Here is a 15,372-nt window from a genome sequence, read left to right as displayed (position 1 = left end):
TCCGATTGCATGATACGATCTGCCCTGAACAGTCAGATAGTAAAAGGACACGTCCGGCGGAGGACGCATCATCATGCAGAAATATCTTTGAAATCAAGGGGAAAGATTTGAGATCCTAGCATCCCCATCAAGACCCGTCAATACAGCGCCACGTGAATCACCGAGAGTGCCGGCCAAGGCGTTTCAGAAGAAGCGTGAGCGGAAGACCTATAAGCCGGATTCTGTCCCGCAAAGAAGTTGCCCTCTTTGCCTGGATGATCATTTCTCTGGGACTCGAGTTACCTCGAACCTCAAGCGACCTACCCGAAGACCTCGACCGGGCCGATCGGCATGCAACCGTCCGTGAGGAGCGCTGCATATGTCTTCCTATTTGGCCTTGCACCGGGCGACGCTTACCATGCCGGTGATGTCACCACCACCGCGGTGGGCTCTTACCCCACCGTTTCACCCTTACCTGAGCCGCAACGACCAGATGGGATCTCGTCGCTTTGGCCATCGGCGGTTTGATTTCTGTGGTGCTGGTGTCGGATTGCTCCGCCTGGGAGTTACCCAGCGCCCTGCCCATGGAGTCCGGACTTTCCTCTCGATGGAAACCCACCGAGCGACCATCCAATCTTCCACCCACGCAAAGTCAGTATAAAGAATGATGCGGGTCCGGGACAAGCATCCAGCAATCCCTCTTACAACCAGCCACCGACGACGTAGGCCTTTATCTGCCGCCTATTTCCGGGAGCGGTGCGGCCGGCATAGGAGCTCGTTTCTGGTAGATGGCCATGGCCTCCGGCATCCACTCCTTCAGCTGTTCGATTCGGGTACCGTGGCTGGGATGGGTGGATAGGAATTCAGATTGCCCCCCGCCGCCCGATGCTTGCCCCATTCGTTCCCAGAGCGCAACCGATTCACGCGGATCATACCCGGCATCGGCCGCGAGGAGGATCCCCACATAATCGGCCTCAGATTCATGTTTGCGGCTGAAGGGCAGCAACACACCGACCTGCGCCCCTGCGCCAAGCGCCGCCATCGTCGCCTGGCCAAGCACGGGATTGCCGCCGCTGAGCCCGATCGCCGCGCCCGCCACCTGCAACACCGTGTTCGTCAGTTGCCCCTGACTCATGCGCTCGGCGCCATGGCGGGCCAAGGCATGCACCACTTCATGCCCCATCACCGCCGCCAACCCCGCTTCCGTCTTAGCCATGGGAAAGATCCCGGTGTAGACCGCCATCTTTCCGCCAGGCAGCGCAAACGCGTTCGCGGTGTTGTCATCTTTAATGACCGTCACTTCCCACTGAAACTGCCGGGCCATCTCCGCATACTTCGACCGTTTTGCGGCTTCGACGATCCGAGCCGCAACCCGCGTCACCGGTTCGATCTCACGAGGATCTTGTGACGGTCTCATCTTGGGGTCGCTCTTGACCTGATCGTACGCCTGAGCTCCCATTTGCACTTCTTGACGCACCGACGTCATAAGTAACTGCTTCCGGCCGGTATAAGGATTGGTCTCGCATCCCACTAGGCCGATCCCCCCTAGGAGGAGACAGCAGATCGTCACTGCCCTCAGGTGTCGTGGCGCATCCATTTTCGATCCTCCAGCCAAGCGAGTCCGCAATAGATCCACGATGCTCGATTGACCATCATGCGATCCATTGGTAGATTACCGCGCCCTAGGAGGGATTTCCAGAGGAAGCGCGAGCCCCATGACAGCGTCACACCACGGCGACACGATTGAACGCATCGGCATCGACGAATCCGGGAAGGGTGATTACTTCGGCCCCCTCGTCATCGCCGCCGTCTTTGTCGACAGCACGACCCAAGGGGAACTCAGGCTCATGCAGGTCCGGGACAGCAAGAACATTTCGGATGGGCGGATTCTTGAGATGGCCCCCGACATCAAGACCATTTGCCCACACAGCGTCATCGCGATCGGGCCACAAAAGTACAACGAACTCTACGCCAAGATCAAAAATCTGAACCGCTTGCTCGCCTGGGGCCATGCCAAGGCGCTGGAAACCCTGCTCGCACAAGTGCATTGCGAGCGAGCCATCTCCGATCAATTTGGAAACGAGCGGTTGATTCTCAGTGTGCTGCAGGAAAAAGGACGAAAGATCGTATTGGAACAACGAACGAAAGCCGAATCGGACGTAGCCGTCGCCGCGGCATCGATCTTGGCACGGGCTGAATTTCTCCTTCGCCTCAAGCGCCTCTCCGGCGAAGTCGGCACCACTCTCCCCAAAGGCGCCTCTCCAGCCGTCGAACTCGCCGCGAAGATGATCATTAAGAAACACGGGCAGGATCGGCTGGGGTCGGTGGCGAAACTGCACTTCAAAACTACGAAGGCCGTGCTGGCGGGACTCGTCTAAACCGATTCCCCTACTTCGAGTTCGGACGTCTTACTGCCCGGCGAAGACGGCGTTTCCGCGACCGGCTCTCCTTCCCAGTAGAGAATCCGTCGGCAATAGGGGCAGACGTGAAGATCGTCGGAGCGTTTGACTTGCGCAATGAGCTGCGGTGGGATCTGTAGACGGCAGCCGAGACAGATGCCGTCACGCACGGCTGCAAGCGGCTGATCTTTCCGCGACGCTTTGACCTGGTTGTACCGATCAAGCAAAACTTTCTCAACCCGCGCTGAGGCCTCTCGATGGCGGAGTTCGAGTTGAGCCAGTTCCGCCGCCAACTCCTTATCCTGCGCGTCCAGTCCCTGCTTCTCCCCGGTAAACGCTTTCTCAAGCGCGGTCTTTTTCTCCTGAAGCTCTTTGACGGTCTTCTGAAGTTGATCGGCCTTGTCCATTGCCAAGAGAATCTTCTCTTCAAAGTCTCCCCGCTTCTTGTTCGCCAACTCGATTTCGAACAAATGCGCCTGATACTCTTTGTTGGTCTTCAGATTCGCCGCGTGCAATTTCATCTTCTCGGTGTGCGCTTCATGAGCTTCGAGATCCTTTTCGTAAGCACGCCGTTCCTTGACGGCGGCATCGCCGATGGCTTTCGTGTCATTCAGAAGCTGGGCTGCCTCTCGAAGAGGAGCTTCCGCATTGTGAAGACGTTCGGGAATTTTTCGGCGAATCTCGGTGATCTCCATGATCCGGAGATCGAGTTTTTGCAAGTCGATGAGCGGGGAAAGCTTTGGGTTCAACGTATCCTTTCCATCAATGCTGATGCACCGACATGGGTCAGACACCGGTTCGGACTGGTGGGCCCACTAGGACTTGAACCTAGGACCAGCTGATTATGAGTCAGCCGCTCTAACCACCTGAGCTATGGGCCCGACTCGGAACGCTTCGAACTCAGGCTGATGTCTCGTTGAGTGAATCATCCATCCTTAACGGCTTCGTCGGTTTCAGCCTCAACAGGGGTCCCGACCCGAATCGCAATTCTAGGCCGCTGCTCCGAGGAGAGTCAATTCATGCCGTCTCAGGCCTAGATGCTCTCGACAAAACTCCTCAGCTTTTTACTGCGGCTCGGATGTCGTAATTTCCTCAAGGCCTTGGCTTCGATCTGCCGGATGCGCTCGCGCGTCACTTCGAAGTCCTGCCCGACTTCCTCCAGCGTATGGTCCGTCGCCTCTCCGATACCGAACCGCTTGCGCAGCACCTTCTCCTCGCGAGGCGTCAAGGTCTCCAAGGCGCTGTTGATCTGGCGCTGCAAATCATAGCGAATGGCGGCTTCCAACGGAGACACGGCCTTCTTGTCTTCGATGAAATCCCCCAGATGGCTGTCTTCCTCTTCACCGATCGGTGTTTCGAGCGAGATGGGCTCGCGGGCGATCTTCAGAATCTTCCGAACCTTGTCCAACGGAAGGTCCATGCGCTCGGCAATCTCTTCCGGAAGCGGCTCACGACCCAGCTTCTGCACAAGGTGCCGGGAGGTTCGAATGAGCTTGTTGATCGTTTCGATCATGTGAACCGGGATCCGGATCGTTCGGGCTTGATCGGCAATCGCTCGGGTGATCGCCTGCCTGATCCACCAGGTCGCATAGGTGCTGAACTTATACCCGCGCTTATACTCGAATTTGTCCACCGCCTTCATCAGTCCGATGTTGCCTTCCTGAATCAGGTCGAGGAACTGCAGACCGCGATTCGTGTATTTCTTCGCGATGCTGACCACCAGCCGCAAATTCGCCTCAACCAGCTCAGCCTTCCCCCGCTTGACCTTTTCTTCCGCAAGATCCAGATGCTTGACGGCATCCTTGATCTCCTCAGCCGGAACGAGCGCCTCTTCCGTTTCCAACTGGCGAATCTTCGCTTTGGCGTTTTGGTAGACCTTCCGGATCTCCACCAGCGCTTCTTCCGACACCCCGGTCTTCCGCTTGACCGCCAGGAAGTCCGGACGGCTCCGGCACATCTTTCTCAACAGCTCGGCGCCTGCCTCTCCGCCCACGCCGATCCGCCGTTGGCAGCTGACCGCTTCCCGTTCGGCGACCCGAATCTGCACGGCCAAATCTCGGACACGCTGCACCATGCGGTCTTTCAGCACGCCATGGAGGTTGACCGATTCGATTTTATCGACGACTTGCTGGCGGATCGCATCGAACTGCTTCTTGAACTTCTTCTGCTTGACCGGATCACTGCCGAGATGCTTGCCTTTCTCGGCCAATGCCTTCAACGCAAGCGAGACTTTCCGCACGGCATTGAGCGACTCGAGGGTCTTGACCCGCAACTCCTCATAATCCCGTTCCACCGGCGGCTGATCTTCCTCAAACTCCTCTTCGGTCTCCTGGATCGGCACAATCTCACGCACGTCGATCTTGGCGTTCTTGAGCTGATCTCGGAGCGCCAACACGAATTCGATGGTCATCGGCATGCCGTAGATCACCGACGCGATATCTTTTTTCCCCTCTTCGATCCGTTTGGCGATTTCGATCTCGCCTTCGCGGCTCAGGAGCGCCACACTCCCCATTTCCTTGAGGTAGAGCCGCACGGGATCGTCGGTGCGGCTGAGCGCGCCCGGCGTCAGATCGATGGCCTTCTCGTTTTCCTCCTCGGAATCCGACTCGGCCTCTTCCACCTCTTCGCCGACTTCGCCTTCAGACCGTTTCTGAATCCGGTCGCCATCGCTTGCCTCGATGATTTCGATATCCATTTCACCGAACATCGCCATGATGCTGCCAAACTGATCCGATGACACGACTTCAGCGGGCAAGGTGCTGTTGAGCTCGTCGTACGTCAGAAAGCCTTTTTCCTTCCCGATCGTAATCAGCTTCTTCACCTCACCGAGCAACTCTTGTTTCGACATGACTACTCCTTCACCAATGAAACCACACCGGCGGTCGGCGTGCCGGCTTTCCGCATCCGTACCTCGTTGATCTGCATATTCAGCATGCGCGCTTCGTCCATCTGGCCTTCGCGCTCAGCCGTTTTCATCCTGGCGATCAGCTCTCTCAGGACCTGCTCCGATCGTTTTCGGTCCAGACAATCCAAACAGGCCGTGATGTGCGCCGGCGCGTCGTCGAAATGATCGTCACGAAGCGAGAGTTCCGCGGCCAGAGCCCCGCACTCGGGGTCGTCCATCGACGCATCGAGCAGCGCCTGGACCTGAACACGTCCATCGCGATCCCTATGAGTCAGAGCCAGCTCCGCAAGCTTGCGACAGGCTCCGACCGAGAACTGCTCAGGCCGGAGTCGGCGGACATCGGCCGGGGACAGCTTCCCCTGCAACAAGAGAAGCATAAGGTCTCGCTCTTCGGGAATTCCCTTGAAGAGGGAGTCATCCGACTTCCCGGCAAGAGGCGGCCGAAGCGCTCCCGAACCTTGCTTCTGCTGGGCCACGAGCGCAGGATACCGTTCGATCAGCCGTGACTGATTGATTCCCAATCGTTCCGCAACGAGCTTGAGTCGCTCCTCTCGCTCGATCGGATGCTCGCTCTTCTGCAGAATGCGCAGAAGCTCATCCACGCTCCGGATCCGTCCTTCGATCGTGCTGATTTCCGTCGCCTTGAGACTGTTTTCCAGCGCGAAGTCCAGCAGACTGGGGGCTTGCTCCTCCAATCGGGCAAAGGAGTCAGGACTTTCCTTTCGAATATACGTGTCGGGATCTTCCCCCGCAGGGAGCGTCACCACTTTGACACCCAACCCACTGTTCACAAACAAGTCCAATCCCCTCAACGCCGCTCGAACGCCGGCGGCATCCGGATCGAACAGCAACACCACCTTCGATGCAAACCGTCGGAGAACTTGAATATGTTCCGGCGTCAAGGCTGTACCCAATGTGGCCACCGTGTGCGTCAACCCAGCCTGATGAAGCGCGATCGCGTCGAAATAGCCTTCCACGACGATCACGGTCTTGATCCGGACGATGGCTTCGCGGGCTTGATCGAAGGCAAACAGCGTCTGCCCTTTCTTAAACAGAGGCGTATCGGGGGAATTCAGATACTTCGGCGTGCCGTCACCCAGCACGCGGCCGCCGAATCCGACCACGCGCTTGCGCAAATCCATGATCGTGAACATCAGCCGCGCATGAAACTTATCGTAGTAGCCATTCCCGTTGGTTCTCGCGCTGATGAGCCCGGCTGCCATGATGTCGCGGTGGGAGAACCCTTTTCGAGAAAGAAATTTAAACAGCCCATCCCAATCCGGAGATGAGACGCCGATTCGAAACGACTCCACCGTCGGTTCTTGTATGCCTCGTCCGACCAGATACTCGCGAGCCGTCGCGCCGATTTGTGGATCGCGCAGATTAGATTGAAACCACGTGAGGGAGGCCCGATTGATTTCTTCGATGCGATAGGCGTGCCCGCGTTGCGCTCGATCTATAGGCGACTCCTCCACCACAATGCCCACCTTGTCTCCAAGCTCCCGCAGCACTTCCGGAAAGGTTGCCCCTGTAATCTTGGTCAGAAAGGCAAAGACATCTCCCCCGGCCTTGCAGCCGAAGCAGTAAAACATTTGCTTGGAAGGACTGACGGAAAAAGAAGGGCTCTTTTCTTGATGAAATGGGCACAACCCCACCAGGTTCTGACCTGCCCGCCTCAGCGAGACGTGCTGACCGACGACATCCGCGATATCCGCCCGATCTCTTATTCGATTCTTGATATCGTCGGAAATCAAGCTTCGGCCCACCAGAGTCGCAGCTCCTACGGTCCCGTCACGCACGACCGGACGAGTCGGTTGCTAAGCAATAGGAATAATTGACCGTTCAGATTAACAGACGGGTGGAAAACCTGTCAATTCGACGAGATCCCCCTCATCCCGGAGGCCAAGCCATATGCCGGCCACCCATCACGTGGAAATGGAGATGGAAGACGGTTTGTCCGGCATCGCGACCGGTATTCGCAACCAGCCGATAACCGGACTCCTGCAGCCCTTTCAAAGCCGCGACTTTCGTACAACTCATCAACAACCGCGCCAGCAACGCCGCATCCTCCACCCCTAAATCTTGAACGGCCGAAACATGCCGCTTGGGTATCACCAGCGTATGGACGGGCGCCTGTGGATTGATATCGTCAAACGCCACTGTGTGCTCATCTTCTTGAACCAGCTTCGCTGGAATCTTCTTTTCCACAATCTTGCAAAAGAGGCAATCACTCATGACGCGCCGTTCACGTTGCTCGTAGACCGGACTTGCCGAACCGCTTTCCCAATTCGTGAAGAACCTCCTGAAGACTCACCCCGTGGTATCCCAACACCATAAGGGTGTGAAAGAACAGATCGGCTACTTCGTACACGATCTCCTCTTTCTTGCCGCCTTTGGACGCCAACAGGACTTCTCCGGCCTCCTCCGCCACCTTCTTCAGAATCTTGTCATGCCCCCCTTCGAACAGCTTTGAAGTATAGGAACCGGTCCGGGGGTTCGAGCGACGTTCATCAATCGTCCGCAAGACACTGTCAAGGATTCCGCCATGTGCGTCCTGTGGGTTGGAACGAACGACCTCGCCCTGTTCATCTAACCTGGAAAAAAAACATGCCCGCTCGCCTGTATGACAAGTCGGTCCCGCCGGTTGCGCTTTCACCAAAATGGTGTCGCGGTCGCAGTCGACAAAGAGTTCCTTCACATGCAGCGTATGACCGGAGGTTTCGCCTTTTTCCCAAAGCGTATTTCGAGACCGACTCCAAAAGTGCACCCTCCGTGTGGCGACCGTCTTCGCGAGGGCCTCTTGGTTCATGTATCCGAGCATCAAGACCGTTCCGTCAAGCCAATCCTGAATGACGGCCGGAAGCAGGCCGTGCCCGTCGAATTTCAACTGATCTGCGGATCCCTGACTCATCGTGTCAAGCCACTCGAGAAAGACTTTCTGATCGAACCGGGACGCCACGTTCCCGCAAATATGCCTTCGCCTGGGAGATTGTATAGGTCCGAAAATGAAAAATCGACGCCGCCAAGACCGCGTCGGCCTTCCCCTTCACAAAGCCCTGGTAGAGATGATCGAGCGTGCCGACTCCGCCGGAGGCGATCACGGGAATCGATACAGCCCCGGACACCGTCGCTGTCAGGTCCAGATCATATCCGGTCTGCCGGCCGTCCTGATCCATACTGGTCAATAAGATTTCTCCGGCGCCATACTGCCCCATCCGCGTGGCCCACTCCACCACATCCAGTCCCGTCGCCCGGCGACCGCCGTGCGTGAAAACCTCCCAGCGATCACCCCCTGCGCGCTTGGCATCGATGGCTACGACGATGCATTGCGTCCCAAAACGCCGAGCAGCCTCTTGCACGAACTCGGGCCGTCGGACGGCCGCGGTATTGATGCTCACCTTGTCCGCCCCGGCATTCAACAAGGCTCGAATATCGTCGAGCGTTCCCACGCCCCCTCCGACCGTTAGCGGCATGAATACCCGGGCAGCCGTCCGCTCAACGACCTCGATGATCGTTTTCCGGTTTTCATGCGAAGCGGTGATATCGAGAAAACACAGTTCGTCCGCTCCTTCGTGATCGTACCCCACCGCGGCTTCAACCGGATCTCCGGCATCGCGGAGATTCACAAAGCTGACGCCCTTGACCACGCGGCCTTCTTTGACGTCCAGACAGGGAATGATGCGTTTGGTCAACATGGCAACGCGTGAAATGTAAAACGTGAAACGTGAAACGCGCTCGATTCTCTTCGTCGCGTCATCCCTTACTCCTTGCCAAGGACCGCGAGAGCGGCCCGGAAGTCCAGTTTTCCATCGTACAGGGCCTTCCCCACGATCGCGCCCTCTATTTTTGGACCGAGTGATCGGACGGCTCGCAGGTCTTCCAGACGGGTGATCCCTCCCGAGGCAATCACCGGGAAGGAAGAGCATTCGACGATCTCCTTCAAGGCGGGCAGATTTGGTCCGCTGAGCATGCCGTCACGCGCGATGTCCGTATAGACCACGGCGGCAATCGAGCAGCCTGACAGCTCCTTCAACAAATCGATCGCTCGCACATCGGATACTGCGGTCCAGCCTTTCACAGCGATTCGACCGTCACGAGCGTCGAGCCCAAGGATGATCCGCCGCGGAAATTCCAGGCAGGCCCGTTCGAGAAAGACGCGATCAGTGATCGCAGCGGTGCCGAGCACAACGCGAGACACCCCGACATCGAGATACCGGCGAACCGTGTCGATTGTTCTGATGCCGCCGCCGACCTGAACCTTTACGCGAACTGCCTGTATGACGGACTCAATGTGAGGCAGATTCTTGGGCTCGCCATCGACGGCGCCGTTTAAATCCACGACGTGAATCAAGCCGGCTCCCTGTTCCTGCCACCTACCGGCCACCGCCGTCACATCGTCGGAATAGACCGTTTCCGCCGCCATATCGCCTTGACGTAATCGCACACAACGCCCATCTTTCACATCGATGGCAGGAATGATCAGCACCCTACTTCCCCTCCCTCGTACCAAACGGAAAATCGCTCAGGACTTCATCAACCCCATACTCTGCCAATTCTTCCGCCGTCACGAAGGCCCATCGCTGCAAAAATCCCATGAGATCCTCGGTCATCGGCCGCTGCCGTTCATAATAGCCCCCGACCCAGAGTACTTGCCCGTCAGCCGCTACGACCTTGGCCTCAAAACCAACCGTCGCAGCAGGGTTCGCTCCCAGTCGACTGCCCACCCGCTCTTGGTACACCGACACGAGACCGATCAATGCCGCATCCGCCTTCAATCGCTTCGCCACCTCAGCTGCCGCCTTTTCCATCCCCATTGTGGCCGGCTCTCCGTCGGCTGAGGAGACTCTGACCGCATCACCGGGAGCCAATACGAGAAGACCTTTCCGATCTCGGAGGCGACCCCAGAACAATTCCGTCACCTTCTCCGCCGCATACCCCGGCACCATCATAGTTTTTGTGCGCAGGGGTTGCCCTTCCGGAGGGACTCCCATGGAAATATCGGACCGACGGATGCTGTCAGGCGTCGGAAGAAAAAGATCGTCTTGATCGCGCGCTTGGGGCGTCGCAATCGACGTAAACGGGATCAAAGCAATGGACTGAATCCGGTAGCGAGAGAGTTCATTGGACGACTTCGTCGCCACCTTCGATCCGCTACACCCTGTAACGACGGCAGCCAATGCAACGGCGCTTATCATCGGAATCATGCGGGACAGGAGGCTGTGCACGATCACTTCCACGCTCCAAAATTCTTGATCAATTGCAGCCCGACCGCCTGACTCTTCTCTGGATGGAACTGGCACGCGACCACATTGTCCTTCCAAATACTCGAGGTGAAGGGAATACCGTACGTCGTGGTCGTGGCTGCGATCCGCTTGTCCTGCGGATCCACGAAAAAAGAATGCACGAAATACCAATGGGATCCGTCGACTATACCGTCGAACACCGGACAGGGGCTTTGGATCGCGATCTGATTCCAGCCCATGTGCGGAACTTTGAGCGCTTGGTCCGTTGAGAAGGCCCGAACTTTTCCAGGAAACAGGTCCAGACCTTCATGCCTGCCGAACTCTTCGCTTTCCGTAAACAACAGCTGGAACCCCAAACAGATCCCCAAGAACGGTTTTCCCGATCGAATCGCGGCCTTGATGGGCTCGATCAATCCATACTGCCGTAGATTCGCCATGCAATCGCCGAACGCTCCGACGCCCGGCAACACCACGTGGCCGGCATTCCGGATCGAAGCCGCCTCGCGCGTGACGATCGCCTGATGTCCCACCGCCTCAAAGGCCTTTGAGACACTGCGAAGGTTGCCCATTCCATAGTCGATAATGGCAATCATACATGGTTCCCAGACTCAGCGAGCCGTAACAATACCGTAACTGGAAGGTTCCTGCCACTGGCAATCTACGTCGCCGAATTTCGACTGGATATCAGCCAGCCCTTCTGAGAAAATCGAACCAGTAGCCTGCGCTGGTCCAAACAGGATTACCCGACATGAATGACAGCGCATTAATCGAATTCTTCAGCTAAGCACTACCCGACCTCATTGCTGTGTATCGATTCGGTTCACAGGCCAACGAACCTCACGCCCCGAGAGTGATGTGGACCTGCTTGATCTTCGCAGCGCCTCAACCGTGATGCGCATGCAGGTCATCTCGACCGGAGAATGCCTTGCCGCGCCGAATGAAGCGGCCCGTCGAGAATTCGAAATGTATGTGTATTCAGACTATGCCAGGCTCAATGAGGAACGGAGGGAAATTCTCAACCATGTCCGGACACGGGGGTCTGTGTATGCGGTGACGTAGTCATCAACAAGTTCGCCGGCATTGAACGATGTATTCGTCGCATTCTGGTTAGCATCTTGTGTCCTGACAGTCAGGTGTTGGAGAAACTTTTTTAAGTCCGCTTCCCATACCAGATTGCTCGGTACTTTGTGTTGAAGAGAGGTGCCGAACAACTCCTTTATCGTCAAACACAACTGTAAAAGACGATAAATTTGAAGTTGCGCCTCCTACGAAAAACCCCACGATAGGAAGAAACGTTGCTCTATCAACCTCAATAGCTATATGAGTATAATTCCACGACTCTACGAGTGTACTTGCAGAAGAAGCAGGCAATCCCGGGATTATGGCCAAACTCTCAGAATGCTTCGATGTGGAATTGGGTTATCCTAGTAGCTGTCGAACATCCTCCTTTGTGGAAACATTAGCCCGTATCTGTGACGTCAGTGTTTCATCCGTCACACTGGCGTTACCACTACTCACACATCCAGAGAGCGTGACAGCCACGCTAGCAACTAGGAGAGCACCACGCAACTTCTCTATGAGTTGGAATGAGTTGGAATCCGAATCTTTGCGCACACCTTTTCGAATAATTCGCACCAAGGATTAGCTAGAGCATCCCCTTCGTCGGCAGCACCTTTACCGTCAATCGCCCTTCCAGCAACATCGCTTGATCAAGCGCCTTGGACAGCGCCTTGAAGTTGGCTTCGATGATGTGGCGCATCACGCCGTCAGTTTTCGCGATGATTTCCTTCCAACTCGAACCAACGTTCGTAACGCTTCGTTCACGGACTCCGAAGTCCGGAATATTTTCGCAACATCGGGCGAGAGTACAACGACGTTACTGCCTTCTGCATACCGCTTCGCGTACTTCCCGCCAACACCCTTGCTGAAATCGTACTCCGGCAGCATGTCTGGTCGTCTCTCACGGACAAGCTTCTTCATAGGTTTCTTTCACGGCGCGTAGCAGGACGAGCACTGATGATACGTCCGCTCCGGTCCGTATGTACCACGATGAGCAAACGGTGCTTCGATGAATGACCCACTGTTACACACCGCTGCTCCCCCCACCGAATGGGAAAGATCGTCGATCTTAACCGACAATGTGTCGCCGATATTGTACTGGCCTCTTCAAATGAGATGCTGTGCTTGGCGAGATTCTGTTTAGCCTTCCGCTCATCCCACTCGAACAGCAACCCCATTCATTCCCCAACCAAAATCCCTACAGCATCCCCTTCGTCGAGAGCACCTTCCCCGCCAACCGCTCTTCCGGCATCGTCGCGTGATCGAGCGCCTTAGCGAGCGCTTTGAAGATGGCTTCCATGATGTGGTGGGGATTGCGGCCATAGAGCAGATTCACGTGCAGATTGAGCCCGCCGTGGGTCACGAAGGCTTGGAAGAAGTCTTCGAACAACCCGAGATCGAACGCCTTGATCTTCCGATCCGGCAGATTCACGTTGTACACCAGAAACGGCCGGCCACTCAGATCCACGGTAACCTGAGCCAAAGTTTCATCGAGCGGCGCCGAGGCAAACCCGAACCGCTTGATACCCGCCTTTTCGCCCAATGCCTGGTGCAGGGCCTGGCCCATGACAATGCCGACATCTTCGACGGTGTGGTGTTCGTCAATGTCGAGGTCGCCCTTTGCCTGCACGGTCAGGTCGAAAAACCCATGTTTGGCCAGGAGCTCCAGCATGTGATCGAAGAAACGGATGCCGGTATCGATCTTCCCCTGCCCCCTCCCATCCAAGGTCCACTCGACACGGATATCGGTCTCTTTGGTGGCTCGTTGGACACTCGCCTGTCGTGGAGTAATCCCGTTTTTCTTCATGAAAACCTACTCTGCGCTGATTTGGCGTGCGCATCGAACCCTTCGATCTGCGCCAGCCGAATCAAAGGATCTTTGACTTTGGCCAGTTCTTGTTTTGTGTAATGCACGATGTTGCTCACCTTGACATAATCATTGACGGACAGGGGCGAGAAGAACCGGGCGGTTCCTCCGGTCGGCAGGACATGATTGGGCCCTGCAACATAATCGGCCACCGACGGTGGCGTGTAGCGCCCCAAGAACAGCGCGCCTGCATGGCGGATCTTTTCCAAATAATCGAACGGATTATCCACCGAGAGCGTCAGATGTTCGGCCGCGATTTCGTTCGCCACTTCGATGGCTTCATCCATCGTGGTTACGACGAAGGCGACTGAATGACGGGCAATCGATTTCGACGCGATTCTTTCACGTTGGAGCCCTTTGAGCTGACTCTCGATCAGTTTCGACACATCCTTCGCCAATCGCTCCGAGGTCGTCACAAGGAACACCTGCGCGTCTTCATCATGCTCGGCTTCGCAGAGTAGATCCGCCGCCACGTGGGCTGGTTTCGCATCATCATCAGCTACCACGAGCAACTCACTGGGGCCGGCAACCATGTCGATTCCCACCGTGCCGTAGAGCAGTCGTTTGGCTGTGGCCACGTAGATATTCCCCGGTCCGACGATCTTGTCGACCCTCGCGATGGTGCTTGTTCCATAGGCCAGGGCCGCAACTGCTTGCACGCCTCCGACGCGATAAATCTCCGTGACTCCGGCTATGTCGGCGGCGACCAGCAAGTAGGGATTGATCCCGTCCTTCTGGGGCGGGGTGACCATCACGATGCGCGGGACACCGGCAACCTTGGCTGGAATCGCGCACATCAGCACGGACGACGGATACACGGCCTTGCCCCCCGGAACATACACCCCGACCGCGTCGACCGGGCCAACGAGCTGCCCCAAGGTGGCATCCCCGTCTTGATACATCCAGGTCTTGGTTCGTTGCCGCTCATGAAACGACGTAATCCGTTGAGCAGCCAACCGAAGCGCATCTCCCTCATCCTTTCGGATGTGGAAATAGGCATTCTTGACCTCTTCGGGAGTCACACGCAGCGCTTCCGGCTTCAACGCAACCTTGTCGAATTGCTTGGTGTAGCGGAGGATCGCTTTATCTCCTCCTCGCTCAACGCCTTTCAGGATGGCCTGCACGGTCTTTTCAACCGCCGCGCCGGTCGCCTGCCCGCGAAGCGCAACTTTTTTTAGGGATGGGAGAAAACTGCGATCCGCGTGTGTCACGATTTTCATGAACGAGCCGCCTTCCGCTTGCGCGCGCGTATGGCCGATGGGCGACCGTTGCCGGAGAGAGCGACCTGACTCCGCACCGCTGCCCGCAGTTTACGAATCAACTTCATCAACGGCTCCTGTTTGAGCCGAAAACTCGCCCGATTGACGATGAAACGGGCCGTCGATTGGGTAATGACTTCGATCTCGGCAAGATCATGGGCTTTGAGTGTGCTGCCGGTTTCGACCAAATCCACGATCCGATCTGCCAATCCCACCACAGGAGCCAACTCAATAGACCCATACAACTTGACGATCTCGACCGGAACCCCGCGCGTATTAAAATAGCGCTCGCTGATCCTCGGATATTTCGTCGCAATCCGAATCTTCGAGGAGAAGCGATCATGTGATCCCTCTCCCCGAAGCGCGGCGACGGAGATTCTACACGCTCCGAACCCTAAATCCAATGGTTCGTATACATCACTTTCCTGCTCCAACAAGACGTCTTTCCCGACGATCCCGGCATCCGCTCCCCCATATTCCACGTACGTCGGCACATCGCTGGGCCGAACGATGAGAAAGGTCATATCGTGCTCGGCGCTGACGAAGATGAGTCGACGGCTCTCGCCTGACAGCCCCCGAATGTCGTAGCCGGCTCGTCGGAAGAGATCCAGCGCGGACTCCATGAGTTTCCCTTTTGAGAGAGCGATCGTCACCATATATA

At 56.7% G+C, this 15,372-nt stretch carries 16 protein-coding genes, 1 tRNA gene and 1 other RNA gene; 2 read left to right on the top strand and 16 right to left on the bottom strand.

The features are described from left to right. Window positions 1–194: 194 nt before the first annotated feature. Window positions 195–621: RNase P RNA component class A (gene rnpB / locus COMA2_RS15885), an RNA gene on the bottom strand. 88 nt (window positions 622–709) lie between these two features. Next, complete coding sequence (locus COMA2_RS15880; protein ID WP_245631061.1) at window positions 710–1,465, bottom strand: M48 family metallopeptidase; 756 nt, start codon at window positions 1,463–1,465, stop codon at window positions 710–712. A 229-nt stretch (window positions 1,466–1,694) separates the two neighbouring features. Here COMA2_RS15880 and rnhC point away from each other — a divergent pair, with 229 nt between their 5' ends. Continuing rightward, the gene (gene rnhC, locus COMA2_RS15875; protein WP_090900507.1) at window positions 1,695–2,357 is read left to right on the top strand and encodes a ribonuclease HIII; all 663 of its coding nucleotides are present in this window, start codon (window positions 1,695–1,697) and stop codon (window positions 2,355–2,357) included. Here rnhC and COMA2_RS15870 read toward each other — a convergent pair. The 10 genes from COMA2_RS15870 to hisH all read right to left on the bottom strand — a co-directional run bounded on the left by COMA2_RS15870 (window position 2,354) and on the right by hisH (window position 11,119). Beyond that, window positions 2,354–3,127: a zinc ribbon domain-containing protein gene (locus tag COMA2_RS15870; protein WP_090900504.1), complete on the bottom strand. Its 774-nt coding sequence runs from the start codon at window positions 3,125–3,127 to the stop codon at window positions 2,354–2,356. The two genes, rnhC and COMA2_RS15870, sit on opposite strands and share 4 nt — an antisense overlap. Window positions 3,128–3,182: 55 nt before the next feature. Then, window positions 3,183–3,259, bottom strand: a tRNA-Ile gene (locus tag COMA2_RS15865). A 152-nt stretch (window positions 3,260–3,411) separates the two neighbouring features. Beyond that, window positions 3,412–5,226, bottom strand: a complete 1,815-nt coding sequence (gene rpoD, locus COMA2_RS15860) for an RNA polymerase sigma factor RpoD (RefSeq protein WP_090900501.1) — start codon at window positions 5,224–5,226, stop codon at window positions 3,412–3,414. A 2-nt stretch (window positions 5,227–5,228) separates the two neighbouring features. Beyond that, window positions 5,229–7,049 (bottom strand): DNA primase, encoded by a 1,821-nt coding sequence (dnaG, locus tag COMA2_RS15855; protein WP_175304661.1) that lies wholly within the window; start codon window positions 7,047–7,049, stop codon window positions 5,229–5,231. A gap of 124 nt (window positions 7,050–7,173) precedes the next feature. Next, window positions 7,174–7,518, bottom strand: a complete 345-nt coding sequence (locus COMA2_RS15850; protein WP_090900494.1) for a histidine triad nucleotide-binding protein — start codon at window positions 7,516–7,518, stop codon at window positions 7,174–7,176. Window positions 7,519–7,528: 10 nt separating this feature from the next. Then, window positions 7,529–8,194 (bottom strand): bifunctional phosphoribosyl-AMP cyclohydrolase/phosphoribosyl-ATP diphosphatase HisIE, encoded by a 666-nt coding sequence (gene hisIE, locus COMA2_RS15845; RefSeq protein ID WP_090900490.1) that lies wholly within the window; start codon window positions 8,192–8,194, stop codon window positions 7,529–7,531. A 4-nt stretch (window positions 8,195–8,198) separates the two neighbouring features. Beyond that, on the bottom strand, window positions 8,199–8,978 hold the full coding sequence (hisF, locus tag COMA2_RS15840; RefSeq protein ID WP_090900488.1) for an imidazole glycerol phosphate synthase subunit HisF: 780 nt from the start codon (window positions 8,976–8,978) through the stop codon (window positions 8,199–8,201). 65 nt (window positions 8,979–9,043) lie between these two features. Next, window positions 9,044–9,769 carry a 1-(5-phosphoribosyl)-5-[(5-phosphoribosylamino)methylideneamino]imidazole-4-carboxamide isomerase gene (gene hisA / locus COMA2_RS15835; RefSeq protein WP_090900485.1) on the bottom strand — a complete coding sequence of 242 codons (726 nt, stop codon included), beginning with the start codon at window positions 9,767–9,769 and terminating at the stop codon, window positions 9,044–9,046. 1 nt (window position 9,770) lies between these two features. Then, window positions 9,771–10,520 carry a zinc-binding metallopeptidase family protein gene (locus COMA2_RS15830; RefSeq protein WP_139077424.1) on the bottom strand — a complete coding sequence of 250 codons (750 nt, stop codon included), beginning with the start codon at window positions 10,518–10,520 and terminating at the stop codon, window positions 9,771–9,773. After that, window positions 10,511–11,119 carry an imidazole glycerol phosphate synthase subunit HisH gene (gene hisH, locus COMA2_RS15825; protein WP_090900478.1) on the bottom strand — a complete coding sequence of 203 codons (609 nt, stop codon included), beginning with the start codon at window positions 11,117–11,119 and terminating at the stop codon, window positions 10,511–10,513. The genes COMA2_RS15830 and hisH overlap by 10 nt, the downstream gene beginning before the upstream one ends. Window positions 11,120–11,381: 262 nt before the next feature. Between hisH and COMA2_RS15820 the strand changes: the two genes are divergently transcribed. Further along, on the top strand, window positions 11,382–11,585 hold the full coding sequence (locus COMA2_RS15820) for a hypothetical protein (RefSeq protein WP_090900475.1): 204 nt from the start codon (window positions 11,382–11,384) through the stop codon (window positions 11,583–11,585). Window positions 11,586–12,502: 917 nt separating this feature from the next. Here the strand turns inward: COMA2_RS15820 and COMA2_RS21160 are convergent. The 4 genes from COMA2_RS21160 to hisG are packed head-to-tail and all read right to left on the bottom strand — an operon-like array spanning window position 12,503 to window position 15,367. Beyond that, a complete protein-coding gene (locus COMA2_RS21160) occupies window positions 12,503–12,763 on the bottom strand; it encodes a BrnT family toxin (protein ID WP_090900472.1) in 261 nt (86 codons plus the stop codon). 20 nt (window positions 12,764–12,783) lie between these two features. After that, window positions 12,784–13,392, bottom strand: coding sequence for an imidazoleglycerol-phosphate dehydratase HisB (hisB, locus tag COMA2_RS15805; RefSeq protein ID WP_090900469.1), 609 nt, complete (start codon window positions 13,390–13,392; stop codon window positions 12,784–12,786). After that, on the bottom strand, window positions 13,389–14,672 hold the full coding sequence (gene hisD / locus COMA2_RS15800) for a histidinol dehydrogenase (protein WP_090900466.1): 1,284 nt from the start codon (window positions 14,670–14,672) through the stop codon (window positions 13,389–13,391). The genes hisB and hisD overlap by 4 nt, the downstream gene beginning before the upstream one ends. Then, complete coding sequence (gene hisG / locus COMA2_RS15795) at window positions 14,669–15,367, bottom strand: ATP phosphoribosyltransferase (RefSeq protein WP_090900463.1); 699 nt, start codon at window positions 15,365–15,367, stop codon at window positions 14,669–14,671. The genes hisD and hisG overlap by 4 nt, the downstream gene beginning before the upstream one ends. Window positions 15,368–15,372 lie beyond the last annotated feature (5 nt).

This window comes from Candidatus Nitrospira nitrificans (assembly GCF_001458775.1).
Taxonomy (GTDB): Bacteria; Nitrospirota; Nitrospiria; order Nitrospirales; family Nitrospiraceae; genus Nitrospira_D; species Nitrospira_D nitrificans.
The sequence above is the reverse complement of the archived record's forward strand: the minus strand, read 5'-3'. Positions and strand labels throughout refer to the sequence as shown.

Coding starts and splice junctions, on each gene's coding strand:
- COMA2_RS15880 (WP_245631061.1), bottom strand. CDS start 1,465: ATGACGTCGGTGCGTCAAGAAGTGCAAATGGGAGCTCAGGCGTACGAT.
- rnhC (WP_090900507.1), top strand. CDS start 1,695: ATGACAGCGTCACACCACGGCGACACGATTGAACGCATCGGCATCGAC.
- rpoD (WP_090900501.1), bottom strand. CDS start 5,226: ATGTCGAAACAAGAGTTGCTCGGTGAGGTGAAGAAGCTGATTACGATC.
- COMA2_RS15850 (WP_090900494.1), bottom strand. CDS start 7,518: ATGAGTGATTGCCTCTTTTGCAAGATTGTGGAAAAGAAGATTCCAGCG.
- hisIE (WP_090900490.1), bottom strand. CDS start 8,194: ATGAGTCAGGGATCCGCAGATCAGTTGAAATTCGACGGGCACGGCCTG.
- hisF (WP_090900488.1), bottom strand. CDS start 8,978: ATGTTGACCAAACGCATCATTCCCTGTCTGGACGTCAAAGAAGGCCGC.
- hisH (WP_090900478.1), bottom strand. CDS start 11,119: ATGATTGCCATTATCGACTATGGAATGGGCAACCTTCGCAGTGTCTCA.
- COMA2_RS21160 (WP_090900472.1), bottom strand. CDS start 12,763: ATGGGGTTGCTGTTCGAGTGGGATGAGCGGAAGGCTAAACAGAATCTC.
- hisB (WP_090900469.1), bottom strand. CDS start 13,392: ATGAAGAAAAACGGGATTACTCCACGACAGGCGAGTGTCCAACGAGCC.
- hisD (WP_090900466.1), bottom strand. CDS start 14,672: ATGAAAATCGTGACACACGCGGATCGCAGTTTTCTCCCATCCCTAAAA.
- hisG (WP_090900463.1), bottom strand. CDS start 15,367: ATGGTGACGATCGCTCTCTCAAAAGGGAAACTCATGGAGTCCGCGCTG.